The organism is Pseudomonas sp. R151218B TE3479 (assembly GCF_053629195.1).
The window spans coordinates 2,253,258-2,273,681 of sequence record NZ_JBRJHV010000001.1; the positions used below are offsets into that span (position 1 = coordinate 2,253,258).

General features: G+C 60.8%; 18 protein-coding genes. 15 read left to right on the top strand and 3 right to left on the bottom strand.

The window, feature by feature from the left end; all coding sequences use genetic code 11:
* Window positions 1–117 precede the first annotated feature (117 nt).
* The 3 genes from dapC to map all read right to left on the bottom strand — a co-directional run bounded on the left by dapC (window position 118) and on the right by map (window position 4,991).
* Window positions 118–1,317, bottom strand: coding sequence for a succinyldiaminopimelate transaminase (gene dapC / locus AB7M32_RS09990; protein WP_018603735.1), 1,200 nt, complete (start codon window positions 1,315–1,317; stop codon window positions 118–120).
* 135 nt (window positions 1,318–1,452) lie between these two features.
* Window positions 1,453–4,155, bottom strand: coding sequence for a [protein-PII] uridylyltransferase (locus AB7M32_RS09995; protein WP_454249803.1), 2,703 nt, complete (start codon window positions 4,153–4,155; stop codon window positions 1,453–1,455).
* Between the two features lie 53 nt (window positions 4,156–4,208).
* On the bottom strand, window positions 4,209–4,991 hold the full coding sequence (gene map / locus AB7M32_RS10000) for a type I methionyl aminopeptidase (protein ID WP_053118843.1): 783 nt from the start codon (window positions 4,989–4,991) through the stop codon (window positions 4,209–4,211).
* A gap of 490 nt (window positions 4,992–5,481) precedes the next feature.
* Between map and rpsB the strand changes: the two genes are divergently transcribed.
* The 15 genes from rpsB to rnhB all read left to right on the top strand — a co-directional run bounded on the left by rpsB (window position 5,482) and on the right by rnhB (window position 20,272).
* Window positions 5,482–6,219, top strand: coding sequence for a 30S ribosomal protein S2 (rpsB, locus tag AB7M32_RS10005; RefSeq protein ID WP_003198231.1), 738 nt, complete (start codon window positions 5,482–5,484; stop codon window positions 6,217–6,219).
* Between the two features lie 195 nt (window positions 6,220–6,414).
* A complete protein-coding gene (tsf, locus tag AB7M32_RS10010) occupies window positions 6,415–7,281 on the top strand; it encodes a translation elongation factor Ts (protein ID WP_092165839.1) in 867 nt (288 codons plus the stop codon).
* 360 nt (window positions 7,282–7,641) lie between these two features.
* A complete protein-coding gene (gene pyrH, locus AB7M32_RS10015) occupies window positions 7,642–8,385 on the top strand; it encodes a UMP kinase (RefSeq protein WP_024779012.1) in 744 nt (247 codons plus the stop codon).
* Window positions 8,382–8,939, top strand: coding sequence for a ribosome recycling factor (frr, locus tag AB7M32_RS10020; RefSeq protein ID WP_072408276.1), 558 nt, complete (start codon window positions 8,382–8,384; stop codon window positions 8,937–8,939). The genes pyrH and frr overlap by 4 nt, the downstream gene beginning before the upstream one ends.
* A gap of 13 nt (window positions 8,940–8,952) precedes the next feature.
* Window positions 8,953–9,708: a polyprenyl diphosphate synthase gene (gene uppS, locus AB7M32_RS10025; RefSeq protein ID WP_454249804.1), complete on the top strand. Its 756-nt coding sequence runs from the start codon at window positions 8,953–8,955 to the stop codon at window positions 9,706–9,708.
* Window positions 9,708–10,514, top strand: coding sequence for a phosphatidate cytidylyltransferase (locus AB7M32_RS10030; protein WP_454249805.1), 807 nt, complete (start codon window positions 9,708–9,710; stop codon window positions 10,512–10,514). The genes uppS and AB7M32_RS10030 overlap by 1 nt, the downstream gene beginning before the upstream one ends.
* Complete coding sequence (gene ispC, locus AB7M32_RS10035; RefSeq protein WP_158457680.1) at window positions 10,511–11,701, top strand: 1-deoxy-D-xylulose-5-phosphate reductoisomerase; 1,191 nt, start codon at window positions 10,511–10,513, stop codon at window positions 11,699–11,701. Before AB7M32_RS10030 ends, ispC begins: the two co-directional genes overlap by 4 nt.
* 52 nt (window positions 11,702–11,753) lie before the next feature.
* Window positions 11,754–13,106, top strand: a complete 1,353-nt coding sequence (gene rseP / locus AB7M32_RS10040) for an RIP metalloprotease RseP (RefSeq protein WP_072408283.1) — start codon at window positions 11,754–11,756, stop codon at window positions 13,104–13,106.
* Window positions 13,107–13,180: 74 nt separating this feature from the next.
* A complete protein-coding gene (bamA, locus tag AB7M32_RS10045; protein ID WP_454249806.1) occupies window positions 13,181–15,556 on the top strand; it encodes an outer membrane protein assembly factor BamA in 2,376 nt (791 codons plus the stop codon).
* A gap of 45 nt (window positions 15,557–15,601) precedes the next feature.
* Entirely contained in the window at window positions 15,602–16,105 is a 504-nt protein-coding gene (locus AB7M32_RS10050; RefSeq protein WP_003184901.1) for an OmpH family outer membrane protein, read from the top strand.
* A gap of 3 nt (window positions 16,106–16,108) precedes the next feature.
* Complete coding sequence (gene lpxD / locus AB7M32_RS10055; protein ID WP_454249807.1) at window positions 16,109–17,164, top strand: UDP-3-O-(3-hydroxymyristoyl)glucosamine N-acyltransferase; 1,056 nt, start codon at window positions 16,109–16,111, stop codon at window positions 17,162–17,164.
* 105 nt (window positions 17,165–17,269) lie between these two features.
* Window positions 17,270–17,710, top strand: a complete 441-nt coding sequence (fabZ, locus tag AB7M32_RS10060; protein ID WP_003184897.1) for a 3-hydroxyacyl-ACP dehydratase FabZ — start codon at window positions 17,270–17,272, stop codon at window positions 17,708–17,710.
* Complete coding sequence (gene lpxA, locus AB7M32_RS10065) at window positions 17,707–18,483, top strand: acyl-ACP--UDP-N-acetylglucosamine O-acyltransferase (protein WP_454249808.1); 777 nt, start codon at window positions 17,707–17,709, stop codon at window positions 18,481–18,483. Before fabZ ends, lpxA begins: the two co-directional genes overlap by 4 nt.
* Window positions 18,484–18,485: 2 nt before the next feature.
* A complete protein-coding gene (gene lpxB / locus AB7M32_RS10070) occupies window positions 18,486–19,616 on the top strand; it encodes a lipid-A-disaccharide synthase (protein ID WP_454249809.1) in 1,131 nt (376 codons plus the stop codon).
* Window positions 19,613–20,272, top strand: a complete 660-nt coding sequence (gene rnhB / locus AB7M32_RS10075; protein WP_454249810.1) for a ribonuclease HII — start codon at window positions 19,613–19,615, stop codon at window positions 20,270–20,272. The genes lpxB and rnhB overlap by 4 nt, the downstream gene beginning before the upstream one ends.
* Window positions 20,273–20,424: the final 152 nt, after the last annotated feature.

Sequence of the window (20,424 nt, forward strand, 5' to 3'; positions counted from 1 at the left end):
AACCTGACAACCCGATGTGTCAGGTAAATTGAGTTGACCGCTTTGGGGCCGCTGCGCAGCCCTGCGGGAGCAAGCTCCCTCGCCACAACAGCGGTCCTCTTCAGCGCGATACAGCCATCAACCCCGACGCTGGATGAACGCGCGGATCCGCTCCGCCGCTTCCACGCATTCGGCCAATGGCGCAACCAGGGCCATGCGCACGCGCCCGGCGCCCGGGTTGACGCCATCCACATCGCGGGACAGGTAGGAGCCTGGCACCACGGTCACGTGTTCCTGTTCGAACAGGTCGCGACAGAACGCTGCATCATCGCCGGCCACGTTTGGCCACAGGTAGAAGCTGCCGTCGGGGCGTTGCACGTCCAGCACCGGGCTGAGGATTTCCAGCACGGCGTCGAATTTCTCCCGGTACAGCGCGCGGTTGGCCCGTACGTGCACTTCGTCGTTCCACGCGGCAATGCTCGCCAGTTGGGTCTGAACCGGCATCGCGCAGCCGTGGTAGGTGCGGTACAGCAGGAAACCCTTGAGGATGTCCGCGTCGCCGGCGACGAACCCGGAGCGCAGGCCGGGCAGGTTGGAGCGCTTGGACAGGCTGTGAAACACCACGCAGCGCTTGAAATCCTTGCGCCCCAGTTCGACGCAGGCACTGAGCAGGCCCGGCGGCGGAGTCTGTTCGTCGAAGTACAGTTCGCTGTAGCACTCGTCCGCCGCGATGACGAAGTCATGTTCGTCAGCCAGGGCGATGAGTTTTTTCAGCACATCCACCGGGATCAACGCGCCGGTCGGATTGCCGGGGGAGCACAGGAACAGGATCTGGCAGCGTTTCCAGATATCCGGTGATACGGCATCGAAATCCGGGTTGAAGCCGTTCGCGTCCAGGCACGGCAGGTAGTGCGGCTTGGCCCCCGCCAGGAACGCCGCGCCTTCGTAGATCTGGTAGAACGGGTTCGGGCTGACCACTAGGGCATCGTCGCCCCGGTTGACCACCGTCTGGGTGAAGGCGAACAAGGCTTCACGGGTGCCATTGACCGGCAGTACATGGCGCGCCGGGTCCAGCCAGCCGTTCGGCACGTTGAAGCGACGCTCGCACCAGCCGGTGATGGCTTCACGCAGTTCCGGGATGCCGAGGGTGGTCGGGTACACGGCCATTTTTTCCAGATTACTGGCCAGGGCTTCAGCCACGAAGCTGGGCGAGCGATGCTTGGGTTCGCCGATGGACAATGCGATGGGGCGTTTGTCGGGGTTGGGCGTGACGCTGCCGAGCAGGGCGCGGAGCTTTTCGAACGGGTAGGGCTGCAACTGGTTCAAAGCGTTGTTCATCGAGGGCCTCGTCAATGTGGGCGCGGTCCTTGTGGGAGCGAGCTTGCTCGCGATGGCGGTGTGTCAGCAGCATCAATGCTGGATGTTCCGCCGCTATCGCGAGCAAGCTCGCTCCCACAGAGGGGGATTGTTCGTTCAGATGCTGATGCGGGTCAGGTGAGCATCGGGTTCCTGGTTGACGCTCAGGTGCTGGACGATGGCCGCCTGCAGGCGGCTGCACAGTTGCGGATCGGACAGCGGCTGGTTGTGAGCGTCGGTGATGAAAAACACGTCTTCTACCCGTTCGCCGAGGGTGGCGATCTTGGCGTTTTGCAGCGACAGATCGAACTCCAGGAAAATATGGCCGATCCGCGCCAGCAGGCCCGGGCGGTCCGGGGCGCTGAGTTCCAACACGGTGACCTGGCGCTGGGCATCGTTGTGGATCGTCACCTGGGGCGCAAAGGCAAAGTGCTTGAGCTGGCGCGGTACCCGGCGCTGGATGATGGTCGGGTAGTCCGCCGGGTTGCGCAGGGCTTCGGTGAGGCCGTCGCGAATCTGCTTGACCCGCGCCGGGTTGTCGCCAATCGAATCGCCGTCGGTGTCGAGCACGATGTAGGTGTCGAGGGTGAACTGGCTGCTGGAAGTGATGACCCGGGCGTCATGGATGTTGAGGTTGAGCTGGTCCATCGCCGCCACGGTCACGGCGAAGAAGTCGTGCTGGTCCGGCGCATAGATGAAGATTTGCGTGCCGCCCTCGAACTCGCGCTGGGTGGTTTCCTTGATCAGCACCAGCGGCCCGCCATCGGCCGGTTGCTGCAAAATCGCGTCGCTGTGCCAGGCCACGTCGCCGGCGGTGTGGCGCAGGAAATAGTCATCGCCCAATTGCGACCAGAGCTGCTCGACATCGTCTGGATCGGTGCCGCCGCGTACCAGGATGTCCAGGGCCGCGCTTTGGGTGCGACGGATCTGTTCTTCACGGTCCACCGGGTTTTCCAGGCCGCGGCGCAAGGCCCGCTTGGTCTCGGTGTAGAGCTGGCGCAACAGGCTGGCGCGCCAGGAGTTCCACAGGCTCGGGTTGGTGGCGTTGATGTCGGCCACGGTCAGCACGTAGAGGTAATCCAGGCGCGTTTCATCGCCGACGATCTGGGCGAAGTCGTGGATCACCTGCGGGTCGGACAAGTCCTTGCGCTGGGCGGTGGTGGACATCACCAGGTGGTTCTGCACCAGCCAGACGATCAGCCGGCTGTCCCACAGGGGCAGTTGATGGCGCTGGCAGAACGCCTCGGCATCCACCGCGCCGATTTCGGAGTGGTCACCGTGGCGGCCCTTGCCAATGTCGTGGTACAGCCCGGCCATGTAGATCAGCTCGGGCTTGGGCAGCTTGCCCATGAGCTTGCTGGCCAGCGGGAATTTCTCCGACACCTGGGTGTACTGCAACTTACGCAGGTGCTTGATCAGGTTCAGGGTGTGGGCATCGACCGTATAGATGTGGAACAGGTCGTGCTGCATCTGTCCGACGATGAAGCCGAACTCCGGTAAATAACGCCCGAGAATCCCGTAGCGGTTCATCCGGCGCAGGTTGCGGTGCACGCCGATCCTGCATTTGAACAACTCGATGAACAGGCTGGTGTTGCGGATGTCGTGGCGGAAATCCTCATCGATCAGATGACGGTTTTCCCGCAGCAGGCGAATGGTGTCGGCGCGCACGCCCTTGATTTCCGGCTGCTGGGCCATGAGCACGAAGATCTCAAGCATGGCGAAGGGCGTGCGGCGGAACACGTTGGCGTTGCGCGCTTCGATGTAACCGTCGTGCAATTGGAAGCGTGAGTTGATCGGCTGCGGCGGTTCTTCGTCTTCGGGGGCGAGGATGACTTCCTCGAAGTGCTGGATGATCAGTTCGCTGAGCTGGGCGATGCTCATCACTACGCGGTAGTACTGCTGCATGAAGTTTTCGATGGACTGCTTGGCATCCTGCCCTTCGAAACCCAACAGGCCGGCGATGGAGCGTTGGTGATCGAACAGCAGGCGGTCCTCGGAGCGCCCTGCGAGCATGTGCAGGGCGTAGCGGACCTTCCACAGGAATTCCTGGGACGAGGCCAGCAAGGCGTTTTCGCTTTCCACCAGGAACCCTTCGCCGGCCAGGGCGCGCAGGTTCAGCGTGCCGTACTGGCGACGGGCGACCCACAGGATCGTCTGGATGTCCCGTAGCCCGCCGGGCGAGCCCTTGACGTTGGGTTCCAGGTTGTATTCGGTGTCGTTGTACTTGTGGTGACGGGCCTTCTGCTCGGCGTGCTTGGCCAGGAAAAAGTCCTTGCTGGGCCACATGTGCTCTGTGCTGGTGACGTCGAGCATGCGCTGGCGCAGGCGCTCGGGGCCGGCGATGGTGCGGCTTTCCATCAGGTTGGTGATCACCGTCAGGTCGGCGCGGGCCTCCTCGGCGCATTCCTGCACCGAGCGCACGCTCTGGCCGACCTCCAGGCCGATGTCCCACAGCAGCGTCAGGAAACGCTCGATGGAGTCGCGGAAAACCTCATGGTCGGCGCTGTCGAGCAGGATCAGCAGGTCGATGTCGGAGTAGGGGTGCAGCTCGCCACGCCCATAGCCGCCCACGGCCACCAGGGCGATGTCGGCGTCTTCGCTCCAGTCGAACTGCTCCCAGGCCTTTTGCAGGATGTTATCGACGAACCAGGCGCGGTCCTCGATCAGCCGGCGAATGTCCCGGCCAGTGCGAAAGCGCTGGTCGAGGACCTCATGGGCCTGGCGGATCGCCTTCTTGAACGCCGAGATGGGGCTTGCCTTCAGGGCCAGTTCAGCCTGGAACTGGCCGCGGTCGAAGAGTTCGGGATCCACCTGCGGCATTGAATGGCTTTCCTTTCTATCTATATCTATCGGATCTATAGGCTGGGTTCGGATCAGGCGGAAACGCGCGCGATGGTGTCATCGCTGCGCAGGGTGAAGATTTCATAACCCGTCTCAGTGACCAGCAGGGTGTGTTCCCACTGGGCCGACAGCTTGCGGTCCTTGGTGATGGCGGTCCAGCCGTCGCCCAGCACCTTGGTATCGGCGCGGCCCTGGTTGATCATCGGCTCGATGGTGAAAGTCATGCCCGCCTGCAGTTCCATGCCGGTGCCGGCACGGCCGTAGTGCAGGATCTGTGGTTCTTCGTGGAACACCTTGCCGATGCCATGGCCGCAGAACTCGCGCACCACCGAAAAGCCGTTCTTCTGCGCGTGCTTCTGGATCACTTCGCCGATGTCTCCCAGGCGGCAGCCCGGCTTCACCAGTTCGATGGCCATGTACATGCATTCCTGGGTGACCTTGGACAGGCGCTGGGCCCACTCCGGTACGTTGCCGACATGAAACATGCGGCTGGTGTCGCCGTGATAGCCGTCCTTGATGACGGTGACGTCGATGTTCAGGGTGTCGCCATCCTTCAACGGTTTTTCGTTGGGGATGCCGTGGCAGACCACGTGGTTGATCGAGGTACAGATCGACTTCGGGAAGCCCTTGTAGTTGAGTGGGGCCGGGATGGCCTTCTGCTCGTTGACGATGTAGTCGTGGCAGATGCGGTCCAGCTCTTCGGTGGTCACGCCCGGCTTGACGTAGTCGGCGATCATCTCCAGCACTTCGGCGGCGAGTTTGCCGGCGACACGCATTTTGGCGATGTCCTCGGGTGTCTTGAGGGTAACGGTCATACAGGCTCTCTCTGCGCCCGACGGCGCTGTTCAAAACGAAATGGGCGGCGGATGATGACCAGCGCGGCCCTGAAAACGCGATTCTAACAGACGATCAGTACAATGAGCTCTCCAGGCTGGAACTCTATGGTGGGGGGAGCTCCGCTGGTGCGTGCCCGTAGGAGCTGTCGAGCGAAGCGAGGCTGCGATCTTTCTGCAGACGCTTGAGTCCCAAGCGAAAGATCAAAAGATCGCAGGCTTCGCCAGCTCCTACAAAACCTAGCGGGGTGCTGCGCCGTTTCGCTAAATCCCCTCGCTACAGAGGTTTTCAGAATCCGTGTTCCGTTTTCGCCCTTGCTGTGGTATAAAATGCGCCGCTTTCCGGGGATGACCCCGTAAGCTTAAATCCACACACGTGTCGACACGATGACCTGGGTGCCTTCGGTTTATATAGCCGCTGGTTGGTCATTGGGATACGTGGAGGCCAAACCCGACTTATCAAGGAACTATCATGTCCCAAGTCAACATGCGCGATATGCTGAAGGCCGGTGTGCACTTCGGTCACCAGACCCGTTACTGGAACCCGAAAATGGGCAAGTACATTTTCGGCGCGCGTAACAAGATCCACATCATCAACCTTGAAAAAACCCTGCCGATGTTCAACGAAGCACTGACCTTCGTAGAGCGCCTGGCCCAGGGCAAAAACAAGATTCTGTTCGTCGGCACCAAGCGTTCCGCTGGCAAGATCGTTGCTGAAGAAGCAGCACGTTGCGGTTCGCCGTACGTCGATCACCGCTGGTTGGGCGGCATGCTGACCAACTTCAAGACCATTCGCGCTTCCATCAAGCGTCTGCGTGACCTTGAAGTCCAGTCCGAAGACGGTACTTTCGCCAAGCTGACCAAGAAAGAAGCGCTGATGCGCACTCGCGATCTTGAGAAGCTGGACCGCTCCCTGGGCGGTATCAAGGACATGGGCGGTCTGCCTGACGCACTGTTCGTGATCGACGTTGACCACGAGCGCATCGCGATCACCGAAGCCAACAAGCTGGGTATCCCGGTCATCGGCGTTGTCGATACCAACAGCAGCCCGGAAGGCGTTGACTACATCATCCCAGGCAACGATGACGCCATCCGCGCCATCCAGCTGTACATGGGTTCGATGGCTGACGCTGTGATCCGTGGTCGCAACAACGTGAATGGCGGCACCGAAGTCTTCGCTGAAGAAGCTCCGGCAGCAGCCGCTGAGTAATTGACGCCCCTGGCGTTGACTCAGTAAGCAAAAAGGGGGCTTGGCCCCCTTTTTGCCACCTCGAAAACCATTTGCCGCCAGCGCAGTGACTTGTTTGTAACCTGCCGCGGCCTATAAGCAGTGGTTTTCCAGGAAGAATTGATCGCCCGTTCGATCGGGTGGAATGGTTGAAAACCTATCCAAGAGGATTTTGAAATGGCAGAGATTACTGCAGCGTTGGTCAAAGAACTGCGCGAGCGTACCGGCGAAGGCATGATGGATTGCAAGAAAGCCTTGACCAAGGCTGGCGGCGACATCGAGAAAGCCATTGATGACATGCGTGCTTCGGGCGCCATCAAGGCTGCCAAGAAAGCCGGCAACGTCGCCGCTGAAGGCGCCATCGCCATCAAGGACGACGGCAAGGCTGCCGTTCTGCTGGAAGTCAACTCCCAGACCGACTTCCTGGCTCTGCAGGATGACTTCAAGGCGTTCGTCGCTGCCAGCGTCGAAAAAGCCTTCGCTGACAAACTGACCGACGCAGCCCCGCTGATCGAGTCCCAGGAAGAAGCGCGCCTGGTCCTGGTTGGCAAGACTGGCGAAAACGTCAACATCCGTCGCCTGGTTCGCGTTGAAGGTGACGTGGTCGGTACCTACCTGCACGGCAACAAGATCGGTGTTGCGGTTGTCCTGAAGGGCGGCGACACCGAGCTGGCGAAAGACATCGCCATGCACGTGGCTGCAACCAACCCTGAGTTCCTGCTGCCTACGGACGTTTCGGCTGAAGCGATCGAGCGCGAGAAGGGTGTTTTCCTGCAGTTGAACGAAGAGAAGCTGAAAGGCAAGCCTGCTGAAATCGCAGAAAAAATGGTCAGCGGCCGTATCTCCAAGTTCCTGGCCGAAGCCAGCCTGGTTGAGCAGGCTTTCGTCAAGAACCCGGAAATCAAGGTTGGCGACCTGGCGAAGAAAGCCGGTGCTGAAATCGTTTCGTTCACCTACTTCAAAGTAGGCGAAGGCATCGAGAAGCCGGTTGATGACTTCGCTGCTGAAGTTGCTGCCCAGGTAGCTGCTGCCAGCAAGCAATAAGACGGTTTTCATAACTGTCGCCCAGAAGAGGCTGCCCGCTTAACGCGCGCAGCCTCTTTTCGGATGGGGATGCCGATTTTTATTGGTTTCCTGTCGGAACTGGCTTACAAAGCCGTGTTCCGATGGCGCTGTGTCAGCGTCAAGCTTGGCTTTGTACGAAAAGTCGCCGAGCGGCGATCAGACAAGGCGAAAACTGGCGAGGAAGCGGAGTTTACTGGTTGTAAATGAGCATTCCGAGCCAGTTTTCAACGCAGTATGATCGTCGCGCAGGCACTTTTCGTGCAAAGGCTAGAGTGAGCGCAGGCTGCAAACAGCTTGCAAAGAATTTTTTGAACACATACGCCGCAGGAGAGATTCGCAATGGCTCAGCAGGGCAGTGGTTATCAGGCTCGCTATAAACGCATTCTACTCAAGCTTAGCGGCGAGGCCCTGATGGGCTCGGAAGAGTTCGGGATCGATCCGAAAGTGCTGGATCGCATGGCCCTGGAAGTTGGCCAGTTGGTCGGGATCGGCGTTCAGGTCGGCCTGGTCATCGGCGGCGGCAACCTGTTCCGCGGCGCGGCGCTGAGCGCGGCTGGCATGGATCGGGTCACGGGCGACCACATGGGCATGCTGGCCACTGTGATGAACGCCCTGGCTATGCGCGATGCGCTGGAGCGTGCCAATATCTCGGCCATCGTGATGTCGGCCATTTCCATGGTTGGCGTGACCGATCACTACGACCGCCGCAAAGCCATGCGTCACCTCAACGCCAAGGAAGTAGTGATCTTTGCCGCCGGTACCGGTAATCCGTTCTTCACCACGGATTCGGCCGCCTGCCTGCGAGCGATCGAGATCGACGCCGATGTCGTGCTCAAGGCAACCAAGGTCGATGGCGTCTATACCGCTGACCCGTTCAAAGACCCGCATGCCGAGAAGTTCGATCATCTGACCTACGATGAAGTGCTGGATCGCAAGCTGGGTGTCATGGACCTGACAGCCATCTGCCTGTGCCGCGACCACAAGATGCCGCTGCGCGTCTTTAACATGAACAAGCCCGGTGCCCTGCTGAATATCGTCCATGGCGGCGCCGAAGGAACACTGATCGAGGAAGTTCAACAATGATCAACGAAATCAAGAAAGACGCTGAACAGCGCATGCAGAAAACCCTGGAATCCCTGGCGCACAACTTTGGTCGCATTCGTACCGGCCAGGCGCACCCGAGCATCCTGGAAGGCGTCATGGTGCCTTACTACGGCGCCGACACGCCGATCAAGCAGGTGGCCAACATCACCGTCAAGGACGCGCGTACCCTGCAGGTCGTGGCTTTCGAGCGCAACATGCTGGGCGCGGTCGACAAGGCCATCGGCAGTGCCGGTCTGAACCTGAACCCGACCAACCTGGGTGAGCTGCTGCTGATCTCCATGCCGGCCCTGACTGAAGAAACCCGTCGTGGTTTCACCAAGCAGGCCCGCGATGTGGCTGAAGACGCTCGCGTCGCCGTGCGCAATATCCGTCGCGATGCCAACAGCCAGCTCAAGGATCTGGTCAAGGAAAAGGAAATCAGCGAAGACGAAGAGCGTCGCGCCACTGGCGAAATCGACGACCTGACCAAGAAGTACGTGGCTAAGATCGACGCGGATTTGGCGCAGAAAGAAAAAGACCTGATGGCCGTATAAGGGTCTCGTTTTCATGGAAAAGACCAAGCAGGCCGTGCCGTTCGCGGTTCCGCGTCACGTGGCGATCATCATGGACGGCAACAACCGCTGGGCCAAGAAACGCTTTATGCCTGGCGTCGCCGGGCACAAGGCGGGGGTCGATGCGGTTCGTGCGGTCATCGAGGTGTGCGCCGAGGCAGGGGTCGAGGTGCTGACCCTGTTCGCCTTCTCCAGCGAGAACTGGCAACGGCCGGCCGATGAAGTCAGCGCCTTGATGGACTTGTTCCTCAAGGCCCTGCGTCGTGAGGCCAGGCGCCTCGACGACAACAAGATCAGCTTGCGCATCATCGGTGATCGCTCGCGCTTCCATCCTGAATTGCAGGCTGCGATGCGCGAGGCCGAGGCCGCGACGGCGGGCACCAATCGGTTCGTCCTGCAGATCGCCGCCAACTACGGCGGCCAGTGGGACATAGCCCAGGCTGCCCAGCGGCTGGCGCGGGAAGTCCAGGCCGGGCACTTGCGCCCGGAAGACATCACTCCTGAACTGTTGCAGACCTGCCTGGCGACTGGTGACCTGCCATTGCCGGACCTGTGCATCCGCACCGGTGGCGAGCATCGCATCAGCAACTTCCTGCTCTGGCAGTTGGCTTATGCCGAGCTGTACTTCTCCGACCTGTTCTGGCCGGACTTCAAACACGAAGCCATGCGCACCGCACTGGCCGATTTCGCTTCCCGTCAGCGTCGCTTCGGTAAAACAAGCGAGCAGATCGAAGCTGGAGCCCGGGTTTAATGCTTAAACAACGAATCATCACTGCCTTGATCCTGTTGCCTATCGCCCTGGCTGGGTTCTTCCTGCTCGAAGGTGGCAGCTTTGCGCTGTTCATCGGGCTGGTCGTGACCTTGGGTGCGTGGGAGTGGGCGCGGCTGGCGGGTTTCCCTGCGCAGTCGGCGCGCGTGACCTATGCGACGGCCGTGGCGGCCATGCTGTTCATCATGTACGTGGTGCCCGGCCTCGCGCCTTGGGTGCTGGGTGCCGCGGTGTTGTGGTGGGCGACGGCGACCTTCCTCGTCCTGACCTATCCACGGACGACGCATCATTGGGCCAATACGGCGACCAAGCTGGTGATCGGCCTGTTGATCCTGCTGCCAGCCTGGCAGGGGCTGATCTGGATCAAGCAAGGCCCGTTGGGCAACTGGCAGATCATGGCCGTGATGGTGCTGGTCTGGGGGGCCGACGTTGGCGCCTACTTCTCCGGTCGGGCCTTCGGCAAGCGCAAGCTCGCGCCGCAAGTCAGCCCGGGCAAGAGCTGGGAAGGGGTCTATGGTGGCCTGGCCTTGAGCCTGGTGATCACCACCGTGGTCGGTTTTGTGCGGGACTGGACGGTCGCGCAACTGTTCATAGGCCTTATTGGCGCCGCCCTGATCGTATTCGTGTCGGTGGTCGGCGACCTGACCGAAAGCATGTTCAAGCGTCAGTCCGGGATCAAGGACAGCAGTAACCTGTTGCCGGGTCACGGTGGTGTGCTGGATCGCATCGACAGCCTGACTGCCGCGATCCCGATCTTTGCCGTGCTGTTGTGGATGGCGGCATCGTGAGTCGCCCCCAGCAGATCACTGTTCTTGGTGCGACCGGTTCGATTGGCCTCAGTACGCTGGATGTCATAGGCCGGCATCCGGAGCGCTACCAGGTGTTCGCCCTCAGTGGTTTCACGCGTTTGAGCGAATTGCTGGCGTTGTGCATTCGCCACACTCCGCGGTTTGCCGTCGTGCCTGAGGTTGGCGTGGCGCGGACGTTGCAGGATGATCTGCGCGCAGCCGGCCTGCAAACCCGTGTGCTGGTGGGGGAGGAGGGGCTCTGCCAAGTGGCTGCCGACCCTGAAGTCGACGCCGTGATGGCGGCGATCGTCGGTGCGGCGGGCCTGCGTCCGACCCTCGCAGCGGTGGAAGCCGGCAAGAAGATCCTGCTGGCTAATAAAGAGGCGCTGGTGATGTCCGGCGCGCTGTTCATGCAGGCTGTACGCAAGAGCGGCTCGGTGTTGCTGCCGATCGACAGCGAGCACAATGCGATTTTTCAATGCATGCCGCGGGATTTTTCCCGTGGTCTCGGCGCGGTAGGTGTCCGGCGGATTTTGCTGACAGCCTCCGGTGGTCCGTTCCGGCAGACGCCGCTGGAAGAATTGGTGCATGTTTCACCCGAGCAGGCCTGTGCCCATCCGAACTGGTCCATGGGGCGCAAGATTTCCGTGGATTCGGCCAGCATGATGAACAAGGGCCTGGAGCTGATCGAGGCCTGTTGGCTGTTTGATGCCAAGCCGTCGCAGGTCGAGGTGGTGATTCACCCCCAGAGCGTGATTCACTCCCTGGTGGACTACGTCGACGGGTCAGTACTGGCCCAGTTGGGTAACCCGGACATGCGCACTCCGATTGCCAACGCCCTGGCCTGGCCGGAGCGTATCGACTCGGGCGTTGCGCCGTTGGACCTGTTCGCTATCGCTCGCCTGGATTTCCAGGCGCCCGATGAGCAGCGCTTCCCCTGCCTGCGCCTGGCGCGCCAGGCGGCCGAGGCGGGCAACAGTGCGCCGGCCATGTTGAACGCGGCCAATGAAGTGGCCGTTGCCGCATTTCTCGATGGACGTGTCCGTTACCTCGAGATCGCGAGTATCATCGAGGAAGTCTTGAATCTCGAGGCCGTGGTTTCGGTCGATGACCTCGATACAGTATTTACGGCGGATGCCAGGGCTCGTGAGTTGGCGGGCCAATGGCTGCAGCGCCACGGGCGTTGAAGCTGCGATACGTTAGCCAGGGTTGCCCTGGACAGGATTGCGGAGAAAACAGATGAGCGCGCTCTATATGATTGTCGGCACCCTGGTTGCCTTGGGGGTGTTGGTCACTTTTCACGAATTCGGTCATTTCTGGGTTGCGCGTCGCTGTGGCGTCAAGGTCCTGCGTTTTTCCGTGGGCTTTGGCATGCCATTGCTGCGCTGGCACGACAAGAAAGGCACCGAGTTCGTCGTGGCGGCCATCCCGTTGGGTGGCTACGTCAAGATGCTCGACGAGCGTGAAGGCGAAGTCCCGGCCGATCAGCTCGATCAATCCTTCAATCGCAAGACCGTCCGTCAGCGTATTGCCATCGTCGCGGCGGGGCCGATCGCCAACTTCCTGCTGGCCATGGTGTTTTTCTGGGGCCTGGCCATGCTGGGCAGCGAGCAGGTGCGCCCGGTCATCGGTGGGGTAGAGGCCGGTAGCGTTGCCGCCCGTGCCGGGCTGGGTGCTGGGCAGGAAATCGTCGCCATCGATGGCGAGCCGACATCGGGCTGGGCGGCGGTCAATCTGCAATTGGTACGTCGCCTGGGTGAGAGCGGTTCGTTGCAATTGATGGTGCGCGAGCAAGGCTCCACAGTGGATTCGCCTCGCGAACTCATTTTGGACAACTGGCTCAAGGGCGCGGACGAGCCGGATCCGATCCGCTCCCTGGGGATCCGGCCATGGCGTCCAGCCTTGCCGCCGATCCTCGCCGAACTCGACCCGAAAGGCCCGGCCCAAACGGCTGGTCTGAAGACCGGCGATCGGTTGCTGGCCCTCGACGGCCAGCCGGTCAGCGACTGGCAACAGGTCGTCGATTCGGTTCGTGTACGTCCTGATACCAAAATTGTGCTGCGCATCGAGCGCGACGGTGCTCCAATCGATGTCCCGGTGACCCTGGCCGCCCGTGGCGAGAGCAAGGCGCCGACCGGTTACCTGGGCGCGGGCGTCAAGGCGGTCGACTGGCCACCGGAAATGATCCGCGAGGTCAGTTTCGGCCCAGTGGCGGCGATTGGCGAGGGTGCGCGTCGTACCTGGACCATGAGCATCCTGACGCTGGACTCGCTCAAGAAAATGTTGTTCGGTGAGCTCTCGGTAAAAAACTTGAGTGGACCGATAACCATTGCTAAAGTGGCGGGCGCTTCTGCCCAGTCGGGCGTCGCTGATTTCCTGAATTTCCTTGCTTATCTGAGCATTAGCCTGGGGGTTCTGAATTTGCTGCCCATTCCGGTACTGGATGGGGGGCATCTGCTGTTTTATCTGATCGAGTGGGCGCGTGGTCGTCCCTTGTCGGATCGGGTGCAAGGTTGGGGGATACAGATCGGTATCAGCTTGGTGGTCGGGGTCATGTTGCTTGCCCTCGTCAACGATCTGGGTCGTCTGTAACGCTTCGCTGAATTGCGAATCTGCCGCATTTTGCGGCAGTTTGTTTATTGCCAGTTGGAATAAGAAAGGACTTCATGAAACGTCTGCTGCTAACTGCGGTTCTCACCGTATTGATGATCGCCGAAGTTCACGCCGAGTCCTTCACTATCTCTGATATTCGCGTCAATGGCCTCCAGCGGGTCTCCGCGGGTAGCGTCTTTGGTGCCTTGCCGTTGAACGTCGGCGAGCAGGCGGATGATCGGCGCCTGGTGGAATCCACGCGTGCGCTGTTCAAGACCGGCTTCTTTCAAGATATCCAGCTGGGCCGTGACGGCAATGTCCTGGTCATCACGGTTGTCGAGCGCCCGTCGGTCGCCAGTATCGAGATCGAAGGCAACAAGGCGATCTCCACTGAAGACCTGATGAAGGGCCTCAAGCAATCCGGCCTGGCCGAAGGCGAGATCTTCCAGCGAGCCACCCTCGAAGGCGTGCGTAACGAGCTGCAGCGCCAATACGTTGCCCAGGGCCGCTACTCGGCCACCGTCGACACCGAAGTGGTGCCGCAGCCGCGCAACCGCGTCGGCCTGAAGGTCAACATCAACGAAGGCACCGTGGCGGCCATCCAGCACATCAACGTGGTGGGCAACACGGTGTTCCCGGATGAAGACCTGATCGACCTGTTCGAACTCAAGACCACCAACTGGCTGTCGTTCTTCAAGAACGACGACAAGTACGCCCGTGAAAAACTCTCCGGTGACCTGGAGCGCCTGCGTTCCTACTACCTGGACCGTGGCTACATCAACATGGACATCGCTTCGACCCAGGTGTCCATCACCCCGGACAAGAAGCACGTCTACATCACCGTCAACGTCAACGAAGGCGAGAAGTACACCGTTCGTGACGTCAAGCTCAGCGGTGACCTGAAGGTTCCCGAGGACCAGGTCAAGTCGCTGCTGCTGGTACAGAAGGGCCAGGTGTTCTCGCGCAAGCTGATGACCACCACCTCCGAGCTGATCACCCGCCGCCTGGGTAACGAGGGCTACACCTTCGCCAACGTCAACGGCGTGCCGCAGCCACACGATGAAGATCACACCGTCGACATCACGTTCGCCGTGGACCCGGGCAAGCGTGCCTACGTCAACCGCATCAACTTCCGTGGCAACACCAAGTCCGAGGACGAAGTGCTGCGCCGTGAAATGCGCCAGATGGAAGGTGGCTGGGCGTCGACCTACCTGATCGACCAGTCCAAGACCCGCCTGGAGCGCCTGGGCTTCTTCAAGGAAGTCAACGTCGAGACACCGGCCGTGCCGGGCGTCGATGACCAAGTCGATGTGAACTACAGCGTCGAAGAGCAGGCTTCCGGCTCGATCACCGCGAGCGTCGGTTTCGCCCAGAGCGCCGGCCTGATCCTCGGTGGCTCCATTACCCAGAACAACTTCCTGGGTACCGGTAACAAGGTCAGCATCGGCTTGACCCGCAGCGAATACCAGACCCGCTACAACTTCGGTTTCGTGGACCCCTACTGGACCGCTGATGGTGTGAGCCTGGGCTATAACGCCTTCTACCGCACCACCGACTATGACGAGCTGGACTCTGACATCTCCAGCTATGCGGTGGACAGCTACGGTGTCGGCGCCAACATCGGCTACCCGATCAGCGAGACCTCGCGCCTGACCTTCGGCCTCACCGCCCAGCAGGACAAGATCAACACCGGTCGCTACACCGTCGACGAGATCTTCGACTTCGTGAACAAGGAAGGCGACAGCTACCTGAACTTCAAGGCGTCCGCCGGCTGGTCCGAGTCGACCCTGAACAAGGGCGTGCTGGCGACCCGTGGCCATTCCCAGAGCCTGGTGTTCGAAACAACCACGCCAGGCAGTGACCTGTCGTTCTTCAAGCTCGACTATCGTGGCCAGCTGTTCCAGCCGTTGACCGACACCTACACCATGCGCCTGCACACCGAACTGGGCTTTGGTGACGGTTACGGTTCCACCGATGGCCTGCCGTTCTACGAGAACTACTACGCCGGTGGTTTCAACTCGGTACGTGGCTTCAAGGACAGCACCCTGGGTCCGCGTAGTACGCCGAGTCAGGGCAATAACCCGGGTACCATTAGAGACCCGGACCAGGATCCACTGCCGTTCGGTGGCAACGTCCTTATCCAGGGTGGCCTTGAGGTGCTGTTCCCAATGCCGTTCGTCAAGGATCAACGCTCCCTGCGTACCTCGGTATTCTGGGACGTGGGTAACGTTTTCGATTCAAGTTGCAGTGACACCACCAACGCTAACGGCACCAAGTCCGACACAAAGTGCAACGACATCAGCCTGAGCAACCTGGCCAGTTCCGTGGGTGTGGGCGTGACCTGGGTCACCGCGCTGGGTCCTTTGAGCTTCGCGCTGGCGATGCCGATCAAGAAACCGGATGACGCTGAAACCCAAGTGTTCCAATTCTCCCTCGGCCAGACGTTCTAAGCGTCTGACCCAAGATAACGACAATGGATTTTGTAGGAGTGCATCGTGCGTAAGTTGACTCAATTGGTTCTCCTGGCGACCGTACTGGTCGCAGGTCCGGCTTTTGCCGACATGAAGATTGCCGTGCTGAATTATCAGATGGCCCTGCTGGAATCCGACGCGGCGAAGAAATACGCTGTGGATGCGGAGAAAAAATTCGGCCCGCAACTGACCAAGCTCAAAGGCCTGGAAAGCAGCGCCAAGGGCATCCAGGATCGTTTGGTCGCCGGTGGCGACAAAATGGCCCAGGGCGAGCGCGAGCGTCTGGAGCTTGAATTCAAGCAAAAGGCCCGTGACTTCCAGTTCCAGTCCAAGGAGCTGAACGAAGCGAAAGCCGTTGCCGACCGCGAAATGCTCAAGCAACTCAAGCCGAAGCTCGACAGCGCCGTGGAAGAAGTCATCAAGAAGGGTGGTTTTGACCTGGTGTTCGAGCGTGGCGCAGTGATCGATGTCAAGCCTCAATACGACATCACGCGCCAAGTGATCGAGCGCATGAATCAGCTGAAGTAATCCATGACAGCGATTATCAAGCTCGGCCAGTTGGCCGAGTTCCTCGGCGCCACCCTGCGTGGCGACCCGGAGAAGACAATTACTGGGCTAGCCACTTTGCAAGAGGCTGGCCCAGCTCAGTTGAGCTTTCTGGCAAACCCTCAATACCGCAAGTACCTGGTCGACAGCCGGGCCGCCGCGCTGTTGCTCAAGGCCGCTGATGCCGATGGGTTTACCGGCGATGCCCTGATCGTGCCCGATCCGTACCTGGCGTACGCCCGCATTTCCCATCTGTTCGATCCCAAGCCGACATCGGCCGCCGGTATTCATCCCAGCGCCGTGATCGCCGCAGATGCCGTGGTGGACCCCACGGCCAGCGTCGGTCCGTTCGTGGTCATCGAAAGCGCGGCCCGAATCGGTGCCGGCGTCACACTGGGCGCCCATTGCGTCATTGGTGCGCGCAGCGAGATCGGCGAAGGCGGCTGGCTGGCGCCACGGGTTACCCTGTATCACGATGTGCGCATCGGCAAGCGGGTGGTGATCCAGTCTGGCGCCGTGCTGGGTGGCGAAGGGTTCGGTTTTGCCAACGAGAAAGGCATCTGGCAGAAGATCGCCCAGATCGGTGGTGTCACCATCGGCGATGACGTGGAGATCGGCGTCAATACCGCGATCGACCGCGGTGCCCTGGCCGACACAGTCATCGGCAATGGCGTCAAGCTCGACAACCAGATCCAGATCGCCCACAACGTCCAGGTCGGTGACCACACCGCCATGGCCGCTTGCGTGGGTATCTCCGGTAGCACCAAGATCGGCAAGCATTGCATGCTCGCCGGTGGCGTGGGCCTGGTAGGCCATATCGACATCTGTGACAACGTATTCCTGACCGGGATGACCATGGTGACCCATTCGATTACCGAGCCGGGCGCCTATTCTTCCGGCACAGCCATGCAACCGGCAGCCGAATGGCGCAAGAGCGCGGCGCGTATCCGCCAGCTCGACGACATCGCGCGGCGCCTCAAGCAGGTGGAAAAGCGTGTAGGGGACGTGACCCCTGGCGGTAATGCTTCATCAGATGGCTGATACCATTTCCATATCAAGTGTGCACAGCCGTTAGGGCATCTTGATTTGCTAGCGGAGTGCGCGTCACTCGTGCGCTCCCAATCTTTACATAGGCTTCCCCCCGAAATGATGGACATCAACGAGATTCGCGAATACCTGCCTCACCGTTACCCGTTCCTGCTGGTGGATCGGGTGGTGGACCTGGACGTTGAAGGCAAGCGCATTCGCGCCTATAAGAATGTCAGCATCAACGAGCCGTTCTTCAATGGTCACTTCCCCGCGCATCCAATCATGCCGGGCGTATTGATCATCGAGGCGATGGCCCAGGCTGCCGGGATCCTTGGTTTCAAAATGCTCGACGTCAAGCCTGCCGATGGCACGCTCTATTACTTCGTCGGTTCCGACAAGCTGCGCTTCCGCCAGCCGGTCACCCCGGGCGATCAGTTGATCCTCGAAGCGAAGTTCATCAGTTGCAAGCGCCAGATCTGGAAATTCGAATGCCAGGCTTCGGTCGACGGCAAGCCAGTCTGCTCCGCTGAAATCATCTGTGCGGAACGCAAACTATGAGTTTGATTGACCCTCGCGCAATCATCGATCCGACGGCCGTCCTGGCCGCCGATGTCGAGGTCGGCCCGTGGTCGATTGTCGGCGCAGGTGTGGAAATCGGCGAGGGTACGGTGATCGGTCCCCACGTAGTGCTCAAGGGGCCGACCCGGATCGGTCGTCACAATCGCATCTACCAGTTTTCTTCGGTAGGCGAGGACACGCCCGATCTCAAGTACAAAGGTGAAGAAACCCGTCTGGTCATTGGCGATCACAACGTGATCCGCGAAGGCGTGACGATTCACCGTGGCACCGTCCAGGATCGTTCCGAAACGACCCTGGGCGACCACAACCTGATCATGGCTTATGCACACATCGGCCATGACAGTGTGATTGGCAACCATTGCATCCTGGTCAACAACACCGCGTTGGCCGGCCATGTACATGTGGACGATTGGGCGATCCTGTCCGGGTTCACCCTGGTACACCAGTATTGCCATATCGGCGCCCACAGCTTTTCTGGCATGGGCACCGCCATCGGCAAGGACGTCCCAGCCTATGTCACGGTGTTCGGCAACCCGGCCGAAGCCCGCAGCATGAACTTCGAAGGCATGCGCCGTCGTGGTTTCAGCGAAGACGCGATTACGGCCCTGCGTCGCGCCTACAAGGTGGTGTACCGCCAGGGCCTGACCGTCGAGCAGGCGCTCGCCGAACTGGCCGAGGCGTCGGCGCAATACCCGGAAGTCGCGATCTTCCGCGATTCCATCCAATCTTCGACCCGCGGCATCACTCGCTGACCATGGCTAACGTGCGCGTTGCACTGGTGGCGGGAGAGGCTTCTGGTGACATTCTGGGCGCGGGTCTGATGCGAGCGCTCAAGGCGCAGCACCCCGCAGTGGAATTCATCGGCGTCGGTGGGCCATTGATGCAGGCCGAAGGCCTGACCTCCTATTTTCCGATGGAACGCCTGTCGGTGATGGGGCTGGTGGAAGTGCTCGGTCGCCTGCGCGAGCTGCTGGCCCGGCGCAAGAAACTGATCCAGACCCTGATCGAAGAAAAACCGGATGTGTTCATCGGCATCGATGCGCCGGATTTCACCCTCAATATCGAACTCAAATTGCGTCAGGCCGGGATCAAGACCGTGCACTACGTCAGCCCGTCGGTCTGGGCCTGGCGGCAGAAGCGGGTGCTGAAGATCCGCGAAGGCTGCGACCTGATGCTGACGCTACTGCCGTTCGAGGCCAGGTTCTACGAAGAGAAGGGTGTGCCGGTGCGGTTTGTCGGGCATACCCTGGCCGATACCATTCCCCTGGAAGCCGACCGCGAGGCCGCTCGCCAGGCGTTGGGCTTGCCCGACGGACCGCTGGTGGCCTTGATGCCCGGTAGCCGGGGCGGCGAAGTGAGTCGCCTGGGTGGCTTGTTCTTCGACGCCGCCGAACGCCTTCGGGCGCTACGCCCTGGTGTGCGTTTTGTCCTGCCGTGTGCCAGTCCGCAGCGGCGCGTCCAGCTGGAAGCCCTGCTGGCCGGTCGCGATTTGCCGGTGACGTTGCTCGACGGCCGTTCCCATGACGCGTTGGCGGCCTGTGATGCGGTGTTGATTGCCTCCGGCACTGCTACCCTTGAGGCGTTGTTGTACAAACGCCCGATGGTGGTCGCCTATCGCCTGGCGCCGCTGACGTTCTGGATTCTCAAGCGCATGGTCAAGAGCCCCTACGTGTCCTTGCCGAACCTGCTGGCCCAACGCCTGTTGGTGCCGGAGCTGCTGCAGGACGATGCGACCGCCGAGGCGCTGGCCGCCACGCTCTCGCCCTTGATCGACGGCGGCGAGGAACAGACGCGGGGCTTTGACGAAATTCACCGCACCCTGCGTCGCGATGCCTCCAACCAGGCGGCTGATGCAGTACTGACCCTGATCGGCGCAAAACCATGAGCAACGTAAAGCTACAGATGGGCCTGGATTTCAACCTGGTCGCCGAAGTGGAAGAGCTGGTGGCCGGTGTCGATGAAGTGGGGCGCGGCCCGTTGTGCGGCGCGGTGGTGACGGCGGCGGTGATTCTCGACCGGAACCGACCGATCCTGGGGCTCAATGACTCGAAGAAACTCACGCAAGCCCGTCGCGAAAAACTCTACGACGAAATCTGCGAGAAAGCCCTGAGCTGGTGCATCGCCCGGGCCGAAGTCGAAGAAATCGATGAGCTCAATATCCTGCACGCCACCATGCTGGCCATGCAGCGTGCGGTGCAGGGGCTGCACATCACGCCGAAGTTGGCGATGATCGATGGCAATCGCTGCCCGAAACTGTCGATGCGCGCCGAAGCGGTCATCCAGGGCGACGGCAAGGTGCCGGCCATCGCGGCGGCCTCGATCCTGGCGAAGGTCAGCCGTGACCGGGAAATGAGCGCCTTCGAGTTGATCTACCCGGGCTACGGCATCGGCAGCCACAAGGGCTACCCGACCCCCGTTCATCTGGAAGCCCTGGCGCGCCTGGGGCCGACGCCGATTCATCGGCGCTCGTTCGCCCCGGTGCGGCTGGCCTATGAGGCCCGTGAAGGGTTGATGATAAACAGTCAGTGCCCTGTTTCTTAAGACGAACGCTGCTTTTGTGGCGAGGGGATTTATCCCCGTTGGACTGCGAAGCAGTCCCGAAGTCTATCAGGCGTAACGGGTTGTCAGGTTTAAGGGCCGCTTCGCGCCCCAGCGGGGATAAATCCCCTCGCCACAAAAGCCCTGTTCGCGTT